At 61.1% G+C, this 16,492-nt stretch carries 17 protein-coding genes and 1 tRNA gene; 2 read left to right on the top strand and 16 right to left on the bottom strand.

Going from position 1 to position 16,492, the window contains the following annotated elements:
* Window positions 1-9 precede the first annotated feature (9 nt).
* The 10 genes from hisS to NB231_RS00690 form a co-directional block, all read right to left on the bottom strand.
* On the bottom strand, window positions 10-1,284 hold the full coding sequence (gene hisS, locus NB231_RS00735) for a histidine--tRNA ligase (protein WP_004998822.1): 1,275 nt from the start codon (window positions 1,282-1,284) through the stop codon (window positions 10-12).
* A 167-nt stretch (window positions 1,285-1,451) separates the two neighbouring features.
* Window positions 1,452-2,543: a RodZ domain-containing protein gene (locus NB231_RS00730; RefSeq protein WP_004998821.1), complete on the bottom strand. Its 1,092-nt coding sequence runs from the start codon at window positions 2,541-2,543 to the stop codon at window positions 1,452-1,454.
* The gene (gene pilW / locus NB231_RS00725; RefSeq protein ID WP_004998818.1) at window positions 2,530-3,303 is read right to left on the bottom strand and encodes a type IV pilus biogenesis/stability protein PilW; all 774 of its coding nucleotides are present in this window, start codon (window positions 3,301-3,303) and stop codon (window positions 2,530-2,532) included. The genes NB231_RS00730 and pilW overlap by 14 nt, the downstream gene beginning before the upstream one ends.
* On the bottom strand, window positions 3,300-4,436 hold the full coding sequence (locus NB231_RS00720; RefSeq protein WP_004998817.1) for a bifunctional tRNA (adenosine(37)-C2)-methyltransferase TrmG/ribosomal RNA large subunit methyltransferase RlmN: 1,137 nt from the start codon (window positions 4,434-4,436) through the stop codon (window positions 3,300-3,302). The genes pilW and NB231_RS00720 overlap by 4 nt, the downstream gene beginning before the upstream one ends.
* The gene (gene ndk / locus NB231_RS00715) at window positions 4,414-4,842 is read right to left on the bottom strand and encodes a nucleoside-diphosphate kinase (RefSeq protein WP_040661500.1); all 429 of its coding nucleotides are present in this window, start codon (window positions 4,840-4,842) and stop codon (window positions 4,414-4,416) included. Before ndk ends, NB231_RS00720 begins: the two co-directional genes overlap by 23 nt.
* Before the next feature lie 100 nt (window positions 4,843-4,942).
* A complete protein-coding gene (locus NB231_RS00710; RefSeq protein ID WP_004998810.1) occupies window positions 4,943-5,266 on the bottom strand; it encodes a HesB/IscA family protein in 324 nt (107 codons plus the stop codon).
* Window positions 5,267-5,282: 16 nt separating this feature from the next.
* Complete coding sequence (locus NB231_RS00705) at window positions 5,283-5,675, bottom strand: iron-sulfur cluster assembly scaffold protein (RefSeq protein WP_198007207.1); 393 nt, start codon at window positions 5,673-5,675, stop codon at window positions 5,283-5,285.
* Window positions 5,662-6,951, bottom strand: coding sequence for a cysteine desulfurase family protein (locus tag NB231_RS00700; RefSeq protein ID WP_004998806.1), 1,290 nt, complete (start codon window positions 6,949-6,951; stop codon window positions 5,662-5,664). Before NB231_RS00700 ends, NB231_RS00705 begins: the two co-directional genes overlap by 14 nt.
* A 9-nt stretch (window positions 6,952-6,960) precedes the next feature.
* The gene (gene cysE, locus NB231_RS00695) at window positions 6,961-7,794 is read right to left on the bottom strand and encodes a serine O-acetyltransferase (protein WP_004998804.1); all 834 of its coding nucleotides are present in this window, start codon (window positions 7,792-7,794) and stop codon (window positions 6,961-6,963) included.
* 174 nt (window positions 7,795-7,968) lie between these two features.
* A complete protein-coding gene (locus tag NB231_RS00690) occupies window positions 7,969-8,700 on the bottom strand; it encodes an RNA methyltransferase (RefSeq protein WP_004998802.1) in 732 nt (243 codons plus the stop codon).
* Between the two features lie 99 nt (window positions 8,701-8,799).
* Here NB231_RS00690 and NB231_RS00685 point away from each other — a divergent pair, with 99 nt between their 5' ends.
* The gene (locus NB231_RS00685) at window positions 8,800-9,597 is read left to right on the top strand and encodes an inositol monophosphatase family protein (protein ID WP_040661497.1); all 798 of its coding nucleotides are present in this window, start codon (window positions 8,800-8,802) and stop codon (window positions 9,595-9,597) included.
* Window positions 9,598-9,691: 94 nt separating this feature from the next.
* Here NB231_RS00685 and secF read toward each other — a convergent pair whose 3' ends face one another.
* The 5 genes from secF to queA all read right to left on the bottom strand — a co-directional run bounded on the left by secF (window position 9,692) and on the right by queA (window position 15,127).
* Window positions 9,692-10,621 (bottom strand): protein translocase subunit SecF, encoded by a 930-nt coding sequence (secF, locus tag NB231_RS00680; RefSeq protein ID WP_004998797.1) that lies wholly within the window; start codon window positions 10,619-10,621, stop codon window positions 9,692-9,694.
* Between the two features lie 18 nt (window positions 10,622-10,639).
* The gene (gene secD, locus NB231_RS00675; RefSeq protein WP_004998795.1) at window positions 10,640-12,499 is read right to left on the bottom strand and encodes a protein translocase subunit SecD; all 1,860 of its coding nucleotides are present in this window, start codon (window positions 12,497-12,499) and stop codon (window positions 10,640-10,642) included.
* Window positions 12,500-12,520: 21 nt separating this feature from the next.
* Window positions 12,521-12,913 carry a preprotein translocase subunit YajC gene (yajC, locus tag NB231_RS00670; RefSeq protein ID WP_004998792.1) on the bottom strand — a complete coding sequence of 131 codons (393 nt, stop codon included), beginning with the start codon at window positions 12,911-12,913 and terminating at the stop codon, window positions 12,521-12,523.
* A 61-nt stretch (window positions 12,914-12,974) separates the two neighbouring features.
* The gene (tgt, locus tag NB231_RS00665) at window positions 12,975-14,081 is read right to left on the bottom strand and encodes a tRNA guanosine(34) transglycosylase Tgt (RefSeq protein ID WP_040661494.1); all 1,107 of its coding nucleotides are present in this window, start codon (window positions 14,079-14,081) and stop codon (window positions 12,975-12,977) included.
* 2 nt (window positions 14,082-14,083) lie between these two features.
* Window positions 14,084-15,127 carry a tRNA preQ1(34) S-adenosylmethionine ribosyltransferase-isomerase QueA gene (gene queA, locus NB231_RS00660; protein ID WP_004998786.1) on the bottom strand — a complete coding sequence of 348 codons (1,044 nt, stop codon included), beginning with the start codon at window positions 15,125-15,127 and terminating at the stop codon, window positions 14,084-14,086.
* A gap of 153 nt (window positions 15,128-15,280) precedes the next feature.
* Here queA and NB231_RS00655 point away from each other — a divergent pair.
* A tRNA-Leu gene (locus NB231_RS00655) sits at window positions 15,281-15,367 on the top strand.
* 102 nt (window positions 15,368-15,469) lie between these two features.
* On the opposite strand, the gene NB231_RS00650 is transcribed toward NB231_RS00655, so the two are convergent.
* Window positions 15,470-16,285: a DUF427 domain-containing protein gene (locus tag NB231_RS00650; protein WP_040661490.1), complete on the bottom strand. Its 816-nt coding sequence runs from the start codon at window positions 16,283-16,285 to the stop codon at window positions 15,470-15,472.
* Window positions 16,286-16,492: the final 207 nt, after the last annotated feature.

The raw sequence follows: 16,492 nt of genomic DNA, 5'->3' as shown, positions 1-16,492 counted from the left end.
CGAGCCGCATTACCCGGCGATGCATTCCGCCAACAACTCGATAAGCTCGGCTTCGCTCAGGCGCCTTTGGTCGGTGCGCTCACGCAGGTCCTTGACCGACACGCGCGCGGTCGCGAGCTCCTCGGCCGCGAAGATAAGCGCGTACCGCGCACCGCTGCGATCAGCCCGCTTGAATTGACTCTTGAACGACCCGCCACCACTGTTCACCCGTAACCGCACTCGGGGCAAGTGATCGCGCAGGCGTTCCACCAATCGATAGGCCGGCGCAACGGCCTCCTCTCCGACGACCACCAGATAGGCATGCAAAGCCGGTTCCGGCGGTACGCACTCCGCCGCGGCGGTCAGGGTGACGAGGCGCTCGATTCCGGCTGCAAAGCCGATCGCCGGCGTAGGCGGCCCACCGATCTGCTCGACCAAGCCGTCGTAACGCCCCCCCGCGCAGACAGCGCCTTGGGCACCGAGCCGCTCACTCGTCCATTCGAACACGGTACGAGTGTAGTAATCCAAGCCCCGCACCAGACGAGGATTGAGGGTATAGGCTATTCCGGCGGTGTCCAAAATGGCGGTGATCTGCTCGATATGAGCCTGCGAGGTCGCATCCAAGTGCTCCAGGATGCTCGGAGCCGCAGCGATCAACGGTTGCATTGCCAGGCTCTTGCTATCCAGGATACGCAGGGGGTTGGTATGCAGCCGCCGCTGCGCCTCCTCGTCCAATTGCTCATGATGGCGCCGGAAATAGCTCACCAACCGCTCACGATACTCGGCACGGGAGGCAGGAATCCCCAGCGAATTGATCTGAAGTTGGAGGTCGAGGAGCCCGAGTGAGCGCAACATGCGCCCGGTCATGAGGATCATCTCCGCATCGATATCCGGCCCCGGCACACCGAAGACCTCGGCCCCAATTTGGTGAAATTGCCGATAACGGCCCTTCTGCGGCCGCTCATAGCGGAACATCGCGCCACCATACCAGACACGTGGCTGGCCTTTATGCAGCAGTCCGTGCTGAATGCAGGCCCGCACGCAACCCGCCGTCCCCTCCGGGCGCAGCGTAAGGCTCTCACCATTGCGGTCCTCGAAGGTGTACATCTCCTTCTCGACGATGTCGGTCACTTCGCCGATGGCGCGAGCGAACAGGGCCGTCTTCTCCACGACCGGCAGGCGAATCTCCTCATAGCCATACGAGTCCAGAATTTCGCACACGGTGGTCTCGACGAAACGCCAGACGGGGGTCGCCTCACAAAGAATGTCGTTGAAACCGCGAATGCCCTGGATCAACTTTCCCAACAGCCCACTCCCAGTAACCGGACGCTAACCCGTTTCGCTCACTCCCAGCGGCGACGGCGTAACCATCCCTCGCCTCTTGCGAGGCAGAATATTGCTCCGATGACAGCTTGGCAATGAATCCGCACTCGGCGGGTCGCTTTGGTGCGCGTAGACGGAGCCACGCACGGCTAATCGTGCGTAGCACTCAGCGTAAAGCGCGCCACATTAGCGTGGGTGTAGGGGCCAAGATCTACCCGGGTGCCGTTGTGGCGCAACATCACCTGCGTTGCATCACCAATCGTGATTCTAAAGGGTGGCCGTCCCGTTACCCGACGGCTCTCGCCCCGCTCGAGCAGGCCGTAGACCAGTCGTTGGCCACCGGCGGCCTCAACGGTAACCCACGACTTGCCGCTGGCATCGAACTTGAGCGTCTCCAACGCTCCCGCGCGCTGCGCGGCGATCGATTCGGGGGCAACCCCTACCGTTGTGGCTGCGAGTGCGGCCGGCTTGTGATCCGCAATGCTGGCGGTACCGATCTTCGCCGATGGGATGAGCGGGGCTTCCCGCTGCGGTGTCGGTGATACGGCGCTGGTTTCCCCGGCTGTTTCAGCGCCGCTCATGTGTGGGTCACGTGATAGCCGTTCCCCTGGCGGCGCTGCAGGCTGCGTGGTGAGAGATGCGGTTTCGGCACGATGCGCCGGCAACGCGGTATCGGCTCCGGTCGGTGCCGCTAAAATCTCCGACCCGGCAGCGGCTGCATCCGGCTCACTCTTCGGGTCAAGCATCGTATCCGGACCGGCATCAACCGCATTATTCTCGTCCGGGGAAGCGACCTCTGACGTGGATTGACCCTGCGTCCAAAACATCCAGCCACTGATCAACACGGCGATGAACGCCAAAGTAAGCAGCCAGGAGGAGCCTATGGAGAAACGGGCCATTCTGCGATTTCCGGCGCGGCCCGCATGCAAAGTCAGTGGCTGGCTGCGCTCCTCTCCGCCCACACGCTCGAAGGCCTGTAGCACATTCGCTACCGGAAGGTTCACGAGCCTCGCGTACGCACTGAGATAACCGCGTACATAGGTAACCGGCGGTAGCTGGCTATAGTCATCGGCCTCCAACGCTTCGATTACACGCGGCTCCAAATGCAGTGTATCGGCAATCGAGGCTACGCTGAGCCGACAACGCTCGCGCGCTTGGCGCAGACTGAGTCCCGGACCATGCCGCTCCTTGGACAACGATTCGATTTCCACCGCGGTATGTAAGCGCTCAGAGCCTTCCATCTTCTTCCCACTCCAGAAGCTGGCGTGTCTGTATCGAATCGGGAAACTTTCCCTTCAATAACAATTTATAGCTGGCTACGGCATCCTTGTCGCCGAGCGCGTGCTCGAGTCGAATACCCAGCCAAAGCGTACTCGGAGACTGCCGGGCCACGGCGAGGTAGCGTTGGTAATATCCGCGAGCCGACAAGAAATGCCGGCCGTCGAAGCGCAGCTGCGCCATATGAGCCAAGGCCGACGGGAAACGCGGCTCATACTTGAGAGCACGCAGGAAGAAATCCTCGGCACGCTTGGTATCGCCATCCTGGATGGCACAAACCCCCGCATTGGCAAGCGGCACCTGGGGAGACTCGTAGGTCGGATTCTCGGCTGCACGCAGAAATAAACGCTCCGCCCGATCGTACTCATCACGCTCGCAGAGAAACTGGCCGTAATTGTTCAAAGCGGAGGAATTGTTCGGCTGCAGCTCGATCGCCCGCCGGTAATGTGCGCGTGCTTGCACGGTCTCGTCGAGACGTTCGTAGACGACCCCGAGCGTCATATGGGCATCCGCGTTCCCCGCGTCTTGCTTGAGCGCCTTCTCCAGCTTGCGCACCGCCTGCTGCAGCTCACCGGTCTGCAGGTAGCGAATCCCGATTTGCGTATTAATCTCGGACGCCTTTTGCAAGGCCTCGGGGCTCGGCCGAGGCTTCGAGTCCGTCGCGCAACCCGCCGCGAGCACCATATTGCACACCGTAAGTAGCACCGCCGCATATCGCCTCATGCGCGTACCATGGGCAAATGTGGCGGGCGAGCACGCAAGCGGCGCATACGATCGCGGACCTGGCCCACCAACTGCCCACAGGCGCCGTCGATGTCGTCTCCACGGGTCTTGCGTACCGTCGTAATATAGCCGGCCCGCTGCAGAATCTCGGTAAAACGCGCAACGCGCTGGGGCGGCGAACTGCGATAGGGCGCACCCGGGAATGCGTTAAACGGAATGAGATTGATCTTGGACGGTACACCCTTCAGCAACCGCGCCAGCGCCTGGGCATGCCCATCGGTGTCGTTCACCGCATCGAGCATTACGTACTCCCAGGTGATTCGATGATGCGGAGTGCACTCGACGTAGTTGCGGCATGCCGCTAGGAGCTCTGCTATCGGATATTTGCGATTGATCGGCACCAGCTCATCGCGCAGGGCGTCGTCGGGTGCATGCAAGGATACCGCCAGGCTGATCCGGCTCACCTCGGCGAGTCGATACAACGCCGGAACAATACCTGAAGTGCTGAGCGTCACACGCCGCCGGGACAAATTATAGGCGTGCTCGTCCACCATAAGGTTGCTCGCTTTGAGCACGCTGGCGAAATTGGCAAGCGGTTCGCCCATGCCCATGAATACCACATTGGTTACCCGGCCAGCGACACCGTCCGCTGCAAGGGCCTGCGTGACGAACAGCAATTGGCCGACGATCTCTGCGGCCGTGAGGTTACGGTTAAAACCCTGCTGACCGGTCGAACAGAATGTGCACGCCAAAGGGCAGCCCAGCTGCGAAGAAACGCATAACGTACCCCGGCCGGGCTCGGGGATGAACACCGTCTCGATGGCATTATCCCCGTCGAGGGTGAGCAGCCACTTGCGGACCCCGTCGGCTGAGGTTCGGTCGAAAACCGCGCTTGGTAGGCGGATCTCCGCTATCTCGGCAAGCCGAGCCCGCAGCGGCTTACCGAGGTCGGTCATGCGATCGAAATCGAAGACCCGGCGCTGGTGTATCCACTTGATGAGCTGAACGGCCCGAAAAGGCGGCTCGCCAAGCTGAGCCAACCACTCTTGCAAGGCTTGCCGATCGAAATTGAGCAGATTGGCTTTTCCGGGTGCCTCGCGCTCGGCCGTCTTAATTACGCGAAAAGATCTCATCTTGCTCGAAGAAAAATTCGATTTCCTGCTGCGCGGTTTCCGGCGCATCCGAGCCATGCACCGCATTGGCATCGATCGTCTCGGCATAATCGTGCCGAATGGTGCCGGCCAATGCCTCCGCCGGATTAGTCGCCCCCATGATCTCACGGTTTTTACGAACCGCCTCATCTCCCTCGAGGATCAGGACCAGTATCGGCCCGGAGCGCATGAATTCGACCAGATCCTTGAAAAAAGGGCGCTCCCGGTGAATGGCGTAGAAACCTTCGGCCTGCTCGCGGGTGAGGTGCATCATCCGCGCGGCCACGATGGCCAAGCCCGCCTGCTCGAACCGAACACAGATAGCTCCGAGCAGATTTCTGGCAACCGCGTCGGGCTTGATAATCGAAAGGGTGCGTTGCACTGGCACGTACAATCCGTCCTCTGTTTAGGTTGCTGGACCAATACGGATGGGTTGATCTCAAATATTGCCCCACGGCATGCGAACCGTGGAGCACGGGCAATCTTAGCTAGACCGAAAAGCTCTCCCCACAACCGCACTCAGCCTTGCTATTGGGGTTGCGAAAGCTGAAACGCTCGTTGAGTCCCTCGCGCACGTAATCCACTTCCATACCGTCCAAAAACGGCAGACTCTTTGGATCCACCACCAGCTTGATTCCCCGGTTCTCGAACACGGCGTCGCTCTCGTCAACCTGCTCGGCATAGCCGACCGTATAGGCAAACCCGGAACAGCCGGAAGTCCTGATCCCAAGCCGCAGTCCCACAGCGGAACCATGGCGGGTAAGCGCACCACGGATATGTGTAGCTGCGCTTTCGGTCACTTGTATCGCCATTGCCTCAACCTCGCTCTTACTCTATACCCTGTCCAACCAATAGGCCGGCTGCAGCGAGGGCCGCCCGTACGGCATCCTCGACCACCAAGGCTACCCCCGTCTTCTCGACCGGTAGCGCCAAGAGCTCGGCAATAGTGCGTCCGTGCAGACTTGCAACGGCCGCGGGAGCAGCGCCAACCACTCGCTGCGCCGTCCATGCGGCGGCTGCGATGGCAGCTGGGCAGCCGAACACTTCATAGCGGGCATCGACAATCCGCCGGCCCGTCAGCCGTAATCCGAAGCGCACCCACGTGCCCTCGCGTACCGAGCCCGCTTGACCGATCTGCCAACCCGCCTCCGGCGGAATACCGGCTCGACTGCGTTCATGATACCAGGGCGCAGCCGTCAAACCGAGTTTAAGTGATCTCACGTTTGCGCGCTCCCGGCGAATTCTCAAGCACCGTCAGCGGCGTAGCTGTCTCATAAAGCGCCTGCAACGAGCGGCCTCGGCACCAGTCGCGCCAGAGCGGCGAGAATCGACGCAGCGACTGTAACCGGCACCGAATTCGCTCAACCGCCGTATCGATTTCGTGGCCCGTGATCGAGCGCCCCAGGCTAAAGCGCACGGCCGCGTGCGCGAGTGCCGCAGGCCGCCCCATTGCTTGCAGCACATGCGATGGCGCCCGATTACTCAACGCCGCCGTGCAAGCCGATCCGGAAGCCACCGCCAGATCTGCCGCCTGCAGTTCGTAGGCCAAAGTTTCGCCCTGGATGCCGACAAAGCTTACGTTGAGTATATGCGCGGCGCCGTCCTCGCGGCCATTGAGCACTACACCGCCCAGCGCCGCCAGCGACTCACGCAGCCGCTGGTGCAAGCCTTTAAGCCACAGCGCATCACTTGCGCGGCGTTGCGCCGCAAGTTCGCAGGCAACCCCCATACCGACCGCTTGATGCACAGGCACCGTGCCGGGACGTAAACCGGCTTCTTGACCGCCCCCGTGCAATAGCGGACACAATCGCACCCGCGGACGCTGTCGAATATAGAGCGCACCGACCCCTTTCGGCCCATAAAGCTTATGGGCCGATAGCGAGACCAAATCCACCGGCAATGCCCGCACGTCCAACGGCTCGCCTCCGATACTCTGCACGGCGTCCACGTGCAGCAACGCGCCCACAGCTTTCACGCGAGTAGCCAGGGCGGCCAGATCCTGTACCACCCCGGTCTCGTTGTTGACATGCATCACGGAGACGAGAGCCGTGTCATCGTCCAACACGGCATCCAGGGCCGCGGGATCAAGGCGCCCATCGGCGCCGACATCGAGATAACTCACCGCGAAGCCTTCGGCGGCCAAGGCGGTACACGTCTCCAGCACCGATTTGTGTTCGGTGCGCACGGTCACGATACGCTGACCGCGGCCGTGCCGCCGGCGCCAGCGCGCCGCCCCGGCAATAGCGAGATTGTTCGCCTCCGTCGCTCCGGAGGTAAATACAATTTCCCCCGGCTCGGCCCCAACCAGCGCGGCCACACGCAGGCGCGCCACAGCGAGCGCCTCGGCCGCCTGCTGCCCCGGCGCATGCTCGCTGGCCGGGTTGGCAAAAACGCCGTCGCCGCTGAGGTAATTCGCCATCGCCCGTACGACTTCCGGGTCTACCGGGGTCGTAGCTGCGTAATCGAGATAAATGGTCTCGTGCTGTCTCGCGCTCATTGCCACGCTTCAGCCGCCCGTCTGCTTGCGGCGCTCGGCACCGCCCTGCGCAACGGATACGCTCGGTTGTTGCTCGGACGACTCGCCGTTATCCTCGATCTGACAGCCCTCGATGTCCGGCAACTGTGTGTTCCCAACATGAGCGCCGAGCGTTTTCAGCGCACTGCAAATCTCCTCCAAGCGCCGATCGGTGGCTTGAACATGATCCAAAATAGCGTTAATGGCATTGGATACGGGGTCGGGGACACCACGAGTCGCCCCGTAGGCATCGAAGCCCATGCGTCTTGCCACCTCCTCGCGGCGGCGGTCTTCGGCGGTCAACCCGTGCCGTTGAACGCCGGCCACGCGCGCCGGGATGCCGATCATGGTCGCGCCTTCGGGCACGTCCTTGACCACCACCGCATTGGAACCGATGCGCGCACCATTGCCCACGTGGATCGGGCCGAGCACCTTGGCGCCCGCACCGATGATGACATTATCGCCCAGCGTGGGATGCCGTTTGCCCTTCTCCCATGAAGTCCCGCCCAGCGTCACCCCATGGTAGAGCGTGCAATCATTACCGATCTCCGCTGTCTCGCCGATAACCACTCCCATACCGTGATCGATGAAAAAGCGCCGGCCAATGTAGGCACCTGGGTGAATCTCGATGCCGGTGAACCAGCGAGAAAAAAGCGACAAAAATCGCCCCAACCAACGCAATCCATGCCGCCACAGCCAATGGTTGAGGCGATGCGCCAGCAAAGCGTGCACGCCCGGGTAGCTGCTGATCACCTCGAACACATTGCGTGCCGCAGGATCACGATCCATGACGCAGCGGATATCTTCTCTTAGCCGTTGGAACATCCTGATGCCTCGCAGTGTCGACCGATGCAGGGATAAACCGCTAGGCTCGGGGCGTCAGCCCACCCTCACGGGCCACCCAACGCCCCTCGCTACACAGTGGATAATTGAAGCCGACACAATGCATCATTTCTCCAGTATAAAGGCTTCGCGCCATCCACGGCCATTAGGCTCTTGTTACCCTAGCCGACGTTCGATTGCAGTAAGTATTCCACGCAGCAAATTGAGCTCGGCACGCTCGGGGCGGGCTCGGTTGAACAACCGCCGCAGCCGTCGCATGAGCAGAGCATCGGGGCGGTGCCGACTGTAGCCGCTCGCTTGCATTATTCGCTGTAGGTGGCAATAAAATCCCTCCAGCTCCTCCATAGGGGCCGGCGGCGCAGCTGAGCTGCCAGACGGCTCCCCCCGCTCCCCCTCCAGACACCTCCCGGCTAGAAACAGTTCATAGCAGACGATCTGCACCGCGGCCGCCAAATTCAGCACCGGGTAAGCGGGATTGGCCGGAATGTGCACCACCCCGTGGCAGTAAGAGAGCTGCGCGTTGGTAAGGCCGGAGTCCTCGCGACCGAACAGCAAGGCCACCGGATAGGCCCTACTGGCCTCAGCAATCTGCAACGCACCACACCGAGCATCGAGTGCCTCCGCCGCCAGACGGCGCGGGCGAGCGGTCAACCCCAAAACCAACCGCGTGTCGTGCAGTGCCGCAGCCAGATCTGCATGGACGTGGGCTGCGCCCAGCACATCCGCGGCATGGCCGGCCGTGGCCTGTGCCCGAGGATCGGGATAGTACAAGGGCGCGACCAGGTGCAGCCGGGAGAGCCCCATGGTCTTCATGGCACGGGCCGCCGAACCGATGTTGCCGGGATGAGTCGTGCCGAGCAGCACGATGCGAATGTTGTCAGGATTCATGGCGCATCATACAACTGCAGTCACCGATTCAAGCGCCGAGCTTTTGCTGATATGCTTAGCTTGGCGTCTACCTTTCGACAGTTTGAGCCCCATCCTAATATGCACCCAATGGTAAACATCGCCGTGCGCGCCGCCCGTAGCGCCGGTAATATCATCGTGCGTTACGCTGATCGCCTCGACCGGGTAAAAATCGAGGAGAAAGGCCATAACGATTTCGTCAGCGACGTCGATCGCATGGCCGAGCAAGCGATCCTACAGGTGCTGCACAAAGCCTATCCCAGCCATGCGGTGATCGGGGAAGAGTTCGGTGGCGAGCGCGACGCCGAATACGTTTGGATCATCGATCCGCTCGATGGCACGAGAAACTTCCTGCGCGGCTTCCCGCACTGGGCCGTCTCGATCGCGCTGATACACCGTGGCGTGCTCGAGGTCGGGGTAATTTATGATCCGCTGCGCCAAGAACTGTTCACCGCCAAACGTGGAGCGGGCGCCACTTTGGAGAACCGCCGCATCCGAGTCAACTCCCTGCCCAACATTTCAGGAACTTTGCTGGGAACCGGATTCCCCTTTCGCCAACCCGAGCACCGCGAAGCCTACCTGAGGATGTTCACAGCAGTCTTTGCGCAGGTCGGTGAGCTGCGCCGGGCCGGCTCGGCCGCACTCGACTTGGCCTATGTCGCCTGCGGCCGCCTGGATGGCTTCTGGGAAATCGGTCTCAAGGAATGGGATATTGCCGCTGGTGCATTGTTGATCCAAGAGGCCGGCGGCATGATTACCGACTTTGCCGGTCACAACCGCTATCTCGAGACCGGTAACGTGGTCGCCGGCAGCCCGCGGCTGTGTCAGCAGCTACTGCATACGATAACACCCCACCTCAGCCCCGCACTGCAAGCCTAGCCCATAATCGTATGGGGGACCGCCCGAATTGAATCTCTCAAAACCCGTCTTTACAAAAACCGAGGAATGAACCCTAGCGGATTATGTGCCGCATCTAAAGACGCTCTTCGAGCTCTGCCCCCTCCTTCTTTGGAGGCATCAGATCCTGCTTGCTTACTCCTAAGGCGAGCGCCGTCGTACTGGCAATGTAGACCGATGAATAGGTTCCGGTAACGATACCGACGAGTAAGGCCAGCGCGAAGCCGGCGATTAGCTCTCCACCGATCAGATACAGGGTGAAGACCACGATCAGCGTCGTCCCCGACGTCACCAGGGTACGGGAGAGGGTCTGATTAATCGATTGATTGGCGATTTCGATTGGCGAGCCTTTACGCATCCGCACGAAATTCTCGCGGATACGGTCAAACACAACAATCGTATCATTTAGCGAGTAGCCGATGACGGCGAGCACGGCGGCCAAGACCGTCAGATCGAACTCGATCTGGAACAGCGAGAAAAACCCGATCGTAATGATCACATCGTGAATCAGTGCCGCAACCGAACTGACCGCAAACCGGTATTCGAAGCGGAATGCAACATAGATAAGAACACCCACCAGCGTATAGAGCATTGCCAAACCGCCTTTCTCAATCAGCTGCTCGCCGACCTGCGGCCCGACGAACTCAACGCGGCTGAGCCGCGCTTCGCCGGACCCGCTGAGCGCGGTTATGATCTGATCACCAAGCTGCGCGCTCGACGTCTGCCGGGAGGGCATACGGATGAGCACATCTCGGGCGCTGCCGAAATGCTGCACAACGGCATCCGGATAACCGGCCACCGCGAGCGCCGCCCGCACGTCCTGCAACTCCGCCGGCTTGGGGTAGGTCACCTCTACTATGGTGCCGCCCGTAAAATCGAGACCTAAGTTGAGGCCACGCACCGCCAACGATACGAGCGCGATCAGAATCAGAATCGCGGAGAGGATCGTCGCATAACGGCGCATGCCAATGAAGTTGATATGGGTCTGGCGTTTGAACAGATCCATCGTATCCCTCGCTCGGGGTTAGATCGCCAGTCGAACACCACGGCGCCCACCATAGACGAGATTCGCCAGGGCGCGCGTACCCATGATGGCCGTGAACATAGAGGTCACGATGCCGATACAAAGCGTGACCGCAAAACCTTTGACCGGCCCCGTGCCAAAGGCAAACAGCGCCAGCGCTGCAATCAACGTGGTCACATTGGCGTCGGTAATGGTGGACAACGCTTTCGCATAGCCGGCATTGATCGCCGTCTGAGGCGTAGCGCCGGCGTGCAGCTCTTCGCGTATTCGCTCGAATATCAGCACGTTGGCATCCACGGCCATACCCACGGTCAGCACGATGCCGGCGATCCCCGGCAGGGTCAAGGTAGCCTGCAGCATGGACAGCACGGCGATGATCAGGATCAGATTAGCGAACAAAGCCGCGTCCGCGAACAACCCGAAGATTCGGTAGTAAAGTGCCATGAACAGCACCACCAGGGCGAATCCGATCGAAACGGCCAAGAAGCCCTGATCGATGTTGTGTTGCCCGAGGCTTGGGCCGATGGTGCGTTCCTCTACGATGCTGATCGGTGCGGCCAATGAGCCGGCCCGCAGCAGTAAGGCAAGATTGTGGGACTCGCGCGGATTGTCCAGGCCCGTGATCCGGAATCGGCTGCCGAGTGGCTCCTGAATTTGAGCGACGTTGATCACTTCCTCGCTGCGGCTGCGTATCCGCTTGAGTTCGCCATTAACCTTACGGGTTTGGGTTTGGTTCTCGATGAACACCACCGCCATATAGTCCTTAACGTGCTCCGAGGTAAACCGATTCATCATCTTGCCACCGGCGCCGTTGAGCCGGATCGTCACCTCAGGGCCACCGGTTTGTTGATCGAAGCCCGCCTGGGCGTCGGTAATGAACTCACCGGTAAGGATGGTATCGCGCTTGAGCAGCACGTAGCCGCCATCGCGCTCGGGATACACCTTGTCATCCGGTGCTACCGGCTGATTCGGCTCGCCCTCATAAGGAAAGTGGCTCATGTTCACCAAATGGAACTCGAGGGTGGCCGTCGCCCCCAGGATATCTTTCGCTCGAGCGGTATCCTGCACACCCGGAAGCTCCACGACGATGTGGTCCCCACCCTGGCGCTGAATCACCGGCTCCGCCACCCCCAGCTCGTTGACCCGATTGCGCAGCGTGGTGATGTTCTGCTGCACGGCCAAGTTTTCGATCTCCTGCACTTCACCCTGCGGCAGCAGCGCCGTCAGCTGAAACTTGCCATCGTGCTCATCGGCGCTAAAAGTGAGCTCCGGATATTCGTTACGCAACGCCTGGAAAGCCGCTTCGCGCACCGGTGCCTGCTTGAAGGCGACCTGTACGCTATGGCCGTTCAACGCCACCTCCGAGTAACGGATGCGCTCCTCGCGCAGTTGCGTGCGAAAGGCGTTGACATAGCGTTCCATGGCTTGCTTGATCGCGGCCTGCGTATCCACCTCCATCAGAAAATGCACGCCGCCGCGCAGATCAAGCCCTAAATACATGGGCTGCGCATTGATCGCACGCAGCCAGGCGGGTGTGGTCGGCGCCAGATTGAGCGCCACAGTGTATTGCCGGCCCAGCGCCAACCCCACTTGGTTGGCCGCCTTGAGTTGGGCCTCCGTATCATGGAATCGGACCAGGAGATGGTTATCGCGCACCCCGCTGCCCTTGGCGGCAATCCCCTCATCGGCAAGCAAGTCAAGGATCTGCTGGCGCACCGGCGCCGATGGTGCATCCCCCTGATTGGTGGTGATCTGGAGCGCGGGATCTTCGCCGTAGAGGTTCGGTAATGCATAGAGAAGCCCCACCACCAAAGCCACGGCGATGATGAGGTACTTCCATAGGGGGTAGCGATTGGTCATGCTTGCTCCGACAGCGGTGGCTTACTTGTTGCTTTTGCCGCCCTCGGCCTTACCCTTACCGAGCACGGCGGGCACTTCGTCCTTCTTCAGCTTCTGCTTGACGGTCCCCTTGGGTAGCACCTGAGCCACCGCGCTCTTCTGAATCCGGACCTCGACACCATCGGCAATTTCCAATGCGGCATAGCCTTCACCGACATCGGTAATCTGGCCCATCAGGCCGCCGTTAGTGATTACCTCATCGCCTTTGCCCAGATTCGCCACCAGTTTCTTGTGCTCCTTGGCGCGCTTTTGCTGGGGGCGGATCAGCAGGAAGTAGAAGATGGCAATCAGCGCGATCGGAAAGATCAGACCGCCGAGGCCTGGACCCGCCGCCGGACCGCTCTGAGCCATGGCGTCGCTGATTAGAAAATCCATATGTAAACTCCTCGTCGCTAAAACGGCGGAACGGGCACGCGCCCGTGACGAAAGCTAGGCATTATGTCATACCAGGCTCGCGTTTGGCGTAGAACTCGCGAATGTGGCTCTCCAAGCGTCCCTCGCTGATGGCCGTGCGCAGATTGTCCATCAGCTGCTGGTAGTAGCATAGGTTATGCAGCGTGTTGAGCCGCGCGCCGAGGATTTCATTACAGCGGTCCAGGTGGCGCAAGTAAGCCCGAGTGTAATGCCGGCAGGTATAGCAGCCGCACTGTTCATCGACCGGCCGCGTATCATGCGCATAGCAGCTGTTGCGAATCCGCAAGGTTCCGGCGTGCGTATAGAGATAACCGTTACGGGCATTGCGCGTGGGAATGACACAGTCGAACAGATCCACCCCACGGCGCACCGCCTCGACAATGTCCTCGGGCTTGCCGACCCCCATGAGATAGCGTGGGTGCGCCACGGGCAGGTGCGGATCCAAGAACTCTAAGATGCGCAGACGCTCCTCGGTCGGCTCTCCCACGGCTAACCCCCCCACCGCGTAGCCATCGAAGCCGATCTCCAAAAGCGCGTTCAAGGAAGCCACTCGCAGCGGTTCGTAGAGCCCCCCCTGGACGATGCCGAACAGCGCCGCTGAATTACCGGCATGCGCCTGATGACTGCGCGCCGCCCAACGCAGCGACAATTCCATAGAAGTGCGTGCAGCGGATTCGCTCGCTGGATGAGCCAGGCATTCATCGAACACCATGACGATATCCGCGCCGAGTGCACGCTGAACCGCCATGGATTCCTCCGGTCCCATGAACACAGAAGCACCGTCGACCGGGGAGCGAAAATGCACCCCCTGCTCCGTGACCCGGCGCATCGCGCCCAGGCTATAAACTTGAAAGCCACCGGAGTCGGTGAGTATCGGCCCATCCCAGTGCATGAACGCGTGCAAATCACCGTGGGCGGCGATGATCTCGGTGCCCGGGCGCAGCATCAAATGAAACGTATTGGCGAGCAGGATCTCCACGCCGAGCGCACGCAACTCCTCGGCGGTCATGGCCTTGACGGTGCCATAGGTGCCCACCGGCATAAACGCGGGGGTATACACCTCCCCGCGCTCGAAGACGAGGCGGCCGTGGCGGGCACGTCCGCACTGCCCCAGTAGCTCGAAGCGCATGCTCACGCCCGCGCCTCCGACTGGGCCGGGTGGATGAACATCGCATCGCCGTAGCTGTAGAAACGATAGCGCGCCGCCACCGCATGACGATATGCGCTCAGCACCGGCTCACGTCCGGCGAAGGCGCAAACCAGCATAAGCAGGCTGGAGCCAGGCAAATGGAAGTTCGTGATCAGCGCATCCACCGTCCGGAACCGATAGCCGGGGTAGATAAAAAGATCCGTCTCCCCGCGATAGGGTTGCAACGCCCCGGAGCGCGCCGCGGTTTCCAAAGCTCGAACCACGGTCGTGCCTACGGCCACTACGCGCCCTCCCTGGGCCCGCGTCTGCGCCACACGCGCGCACACAGCCGAGTCGACCTCCAGATACTCGGCATGCATCTGATGCTGCTCCACTCGCTCAGTACGCAACGGCTGAAAGGTACCCGCGCCGACATGCAGCGTTACCCGGGCCTGCGCCACCCCTTTTTGCGCCAGCCGCTGCAACAGCGCCTGATCGAAGTGCAACCCGGCGGTGGGCGCCGCCACCGCGCCCGGTCGGGCTGCGAACACGGTCTGGTAGCGCTCCCGGTCGACCGGCGTATCGGCCCGCCGCAGATAGGGTGGCAACGGCACGTGGCCGTAGCGTTCGAGGAGTTCGAGCAGCGGTTCGGTGGTCTCGAAGCGCAGCCGGTAGAGCTCACCCTGGCGCCCTAGAACAAGGGCGGGGAGCGCCTCTTCCAACCACAGCCGCGTGCCGGGCCGCGGCGCCTTATTGGCCCGCACGTGGACCAGTGCCGAGTGCGCATCGAGCAACCGTTCCAGTAGGACCTCGACTCGCCCGCCGCTCTCCTTCACGCCATAAAGGCGCGCGGGAATCACACGCGTATCGTTGACGACTAGGAGATCACCGCGGCGCAGCAACTCGACCAGCGCATCGAACCGGCGATCCTGGCACGCGCCTGTGGCGGCATCGATCACCAACAGCCGACTTGCCGTACGCTCAGGCAACGGCGTACTGGCAATCAACTCATCCGGTAATTCGAAATGAAAATCGCTCACCCGCATAGGGGAAGGGAAAATCCTGAATCAACACCTGTGCCGGCAAATCCACGCGGCGCCTTGAACAGCTGCGCCGATGGTATCAGCTCCGAAGCCATACCGCGAGATAATGGGTTTCGCCGTAACTCGGCCTGCCTTATACTCCACCGCTATGATGCAGCCGGGATGGCGGAACTGGTAGACGCGCCGGACTCAAAATCCGGTTCTGGAGACAGAGTGCGAGTTCGAGTCTCGCTCCCGGCACCAAAGGCTTGCAGAACTCGGCCCGAACAGAGAATTTTCTATTCCCGGCGGCGCCACGTCAGCCCGAACCTGACACGGACAAGCACGCAAGCTCTCCCCTACTATCTACTTGTCCTTGCGGCCCGGCACCGGCGCACCGTCGATCTCGATCGTGAGGCCTTCAGCGAGATCGAAGCAAAGGTAACCACCGATTTTGCCGGCGTCTGGCAGCGGCTCGGCATAAAGCCAGGCGACGTCCTCGATGCGTTGATCACCGATTCGAAGCGCGCGGTAGGAGGCGACCCCTTTATACGGACAGACCGTCTGTGTGGCGCTCGGCTCGAACAGATCGGCGCGGATATCCGCCGGCGGCACGTAATAACGATTCGCAAGCCCCGTTTCGGAGAGGATCTTCGGCCGCTTGGTCTCGGCCACCACATCAGCTTGCACACAGACACGCAGATGGTGACTGGTCTCGCGTACATCGACACGGTGGTACGGATCCCGCAGATGGCCTTCGACTGCCTCGTCTTCATCAAACCAGGCGTCCATGGTGGCCCAGTAGACGGCAATGTAGTCGCGCAACCACGCCGCGGCCTCGCTCGGCTGAGGATAAGCCCAAACCGCGTTCTGTACGGCACGCTCGCCGACACGAACAGACCAGTAGCAGGCGTCGCCCTTGAAGGGGCAATGTGTTTTGCGGTCCGTCGCCTCCAGCATGTCGAAGCGGGCATCTTGGCGCGGGACATAGAGCTGCGGCAACAATCCGGTCTCGTGGAGAAGCTTGCCGCGGCGAGTATCAAGCAGCGTCTGGCCAGCGTACTTCGCCCGCACACGGCGCGGGAAGTCATCAAAAAACAAACGATGCGCAGGACCCTCGATGCGGTAGTTGGCCTCGGCGGGTCGGCCGGACAATGGCCCATGGAATAAGGTCAGGGACATGATCATCTCCTCTTACGGCTTGTTTAAACAGCGCCCCTTTACCGAAGATCGCCGGCGCCAGGCTCGCCTTCGAAATGAACAACTGGCACCGGCGCATTCAACCAATACCACGCTGACTTGACACCACACAAAATAAAGTATTTCATATAGTCATTATCGCCTGGCGGTTGAGGTCTCCGGCTTATGCCCGCCACGCCTCACTCCTTA

The sequence above is a fragment of the Nitrococcus mobilis Nb-231 genome (genome assembly GCF_000153205.1).
Classification (GTDB): domain Bacteria; phylum Pseudomonadota; class Gammaproteobacteria; order Nitrococcales; family Nitrococcaceae; genus Nitrococcus; species Nitrococcus mobilis.
The sequence above is the reverse complement of the archived record's forward strand: the minus strand, read 5'-3'. Positions and strand labels throughout refer to the sequence as shown.

Coding starts and splice junctions, on each gene's coding strand:
- cysE (WP_004998804.1), bottom strand. CDS start 7,794: ATGTTCCAACGGCTAAGAGAAGATATCCGCTGCGTCATGGATCGTGAT.
- NB231_RS00720 (WP_004998817.1), bottom strand. CDS start 4,436: ATGAGATCTTTTCGCGTAATTAAGACGGCCGAGCGCGAGGCACCCGGA.
- tgt (WP_040661494.1), bottom strand. CDS start 14,081: ATGCGCTTCGAGCTACTGGGGCAGTGCGGACGTGCCCGCCACGGCCGC.
- NB231_RS00690 (WP_004998802.1), bottom strand. CDS start 8,700: ATGAATCCTGACAACATTCGCATCGTGCTGCTCGGCACGACTCATCCC.
- NB231_RS00700 (WP_004998806.1), bottom strand. CDS start 6,951: ATGAGCGCGAGACAGCACGAGACCATTTATCTCGATTACGCAGCTACG.
- NB231_RS00650 (WP_040661490.1), bottom strand. CDS start 16,285: ATGTCCCTGACCTTATTCCATGGGCCATTGTCCGGCCGACCCGCCGAG.
- yajC (WP_004998792.1), bottom strand. CDS start 12,913: ATGGATTTTCTAATCAGCGACGCCATGGCTCAGAGCGGTCCGGCGGCG.
- NB231_RS00710 (WP_004998810.1), bottom strand. CDS start 5,266: ATGGCGATACAAGTGACCGAAAGCGCAGCTACACATATCCGTGGTGCG.
- NB231_RS00730 (WP_004998821.1), bottom strand. CDS start 2,543: ATGGAAGGCTCTGAGCGCTTACATACCGCGGTGGAAATCGAATCGTTG.
- NB231_RS00685 (WP_040661497.1), top strand. CDS start 8,800: ATGCACCCAATGGTAAACATCGCCGTGCGCGCCGCCCGTAGCGCCGGT.
- queA (WP_004998786.1), bottom strand. CDS start 15,127: ATGCGGGTGAGCGATTTTCATTTCGAATTACCGGATGAGTTGATTGCC.
- pilW (WP_004998818.1), bottom strand. CDS start 3,303: ATGAGGCGATATGCGGCGGTGCTACTTACGGTGTGCAATATGGTGCTC.
- secF (WP_004998797.1), bottom strand. CDS start 10,621: ATGGATCTGTTCAAACGCCAGACCCATATCAACTTCATTGGCATGCGC.
- secD (WP_004998795.1), bottom strand. CDS start 12,499: ATGACCAATCGCTACCCCCTATGGAAGTACCTCATCATCGCCGTGGCT.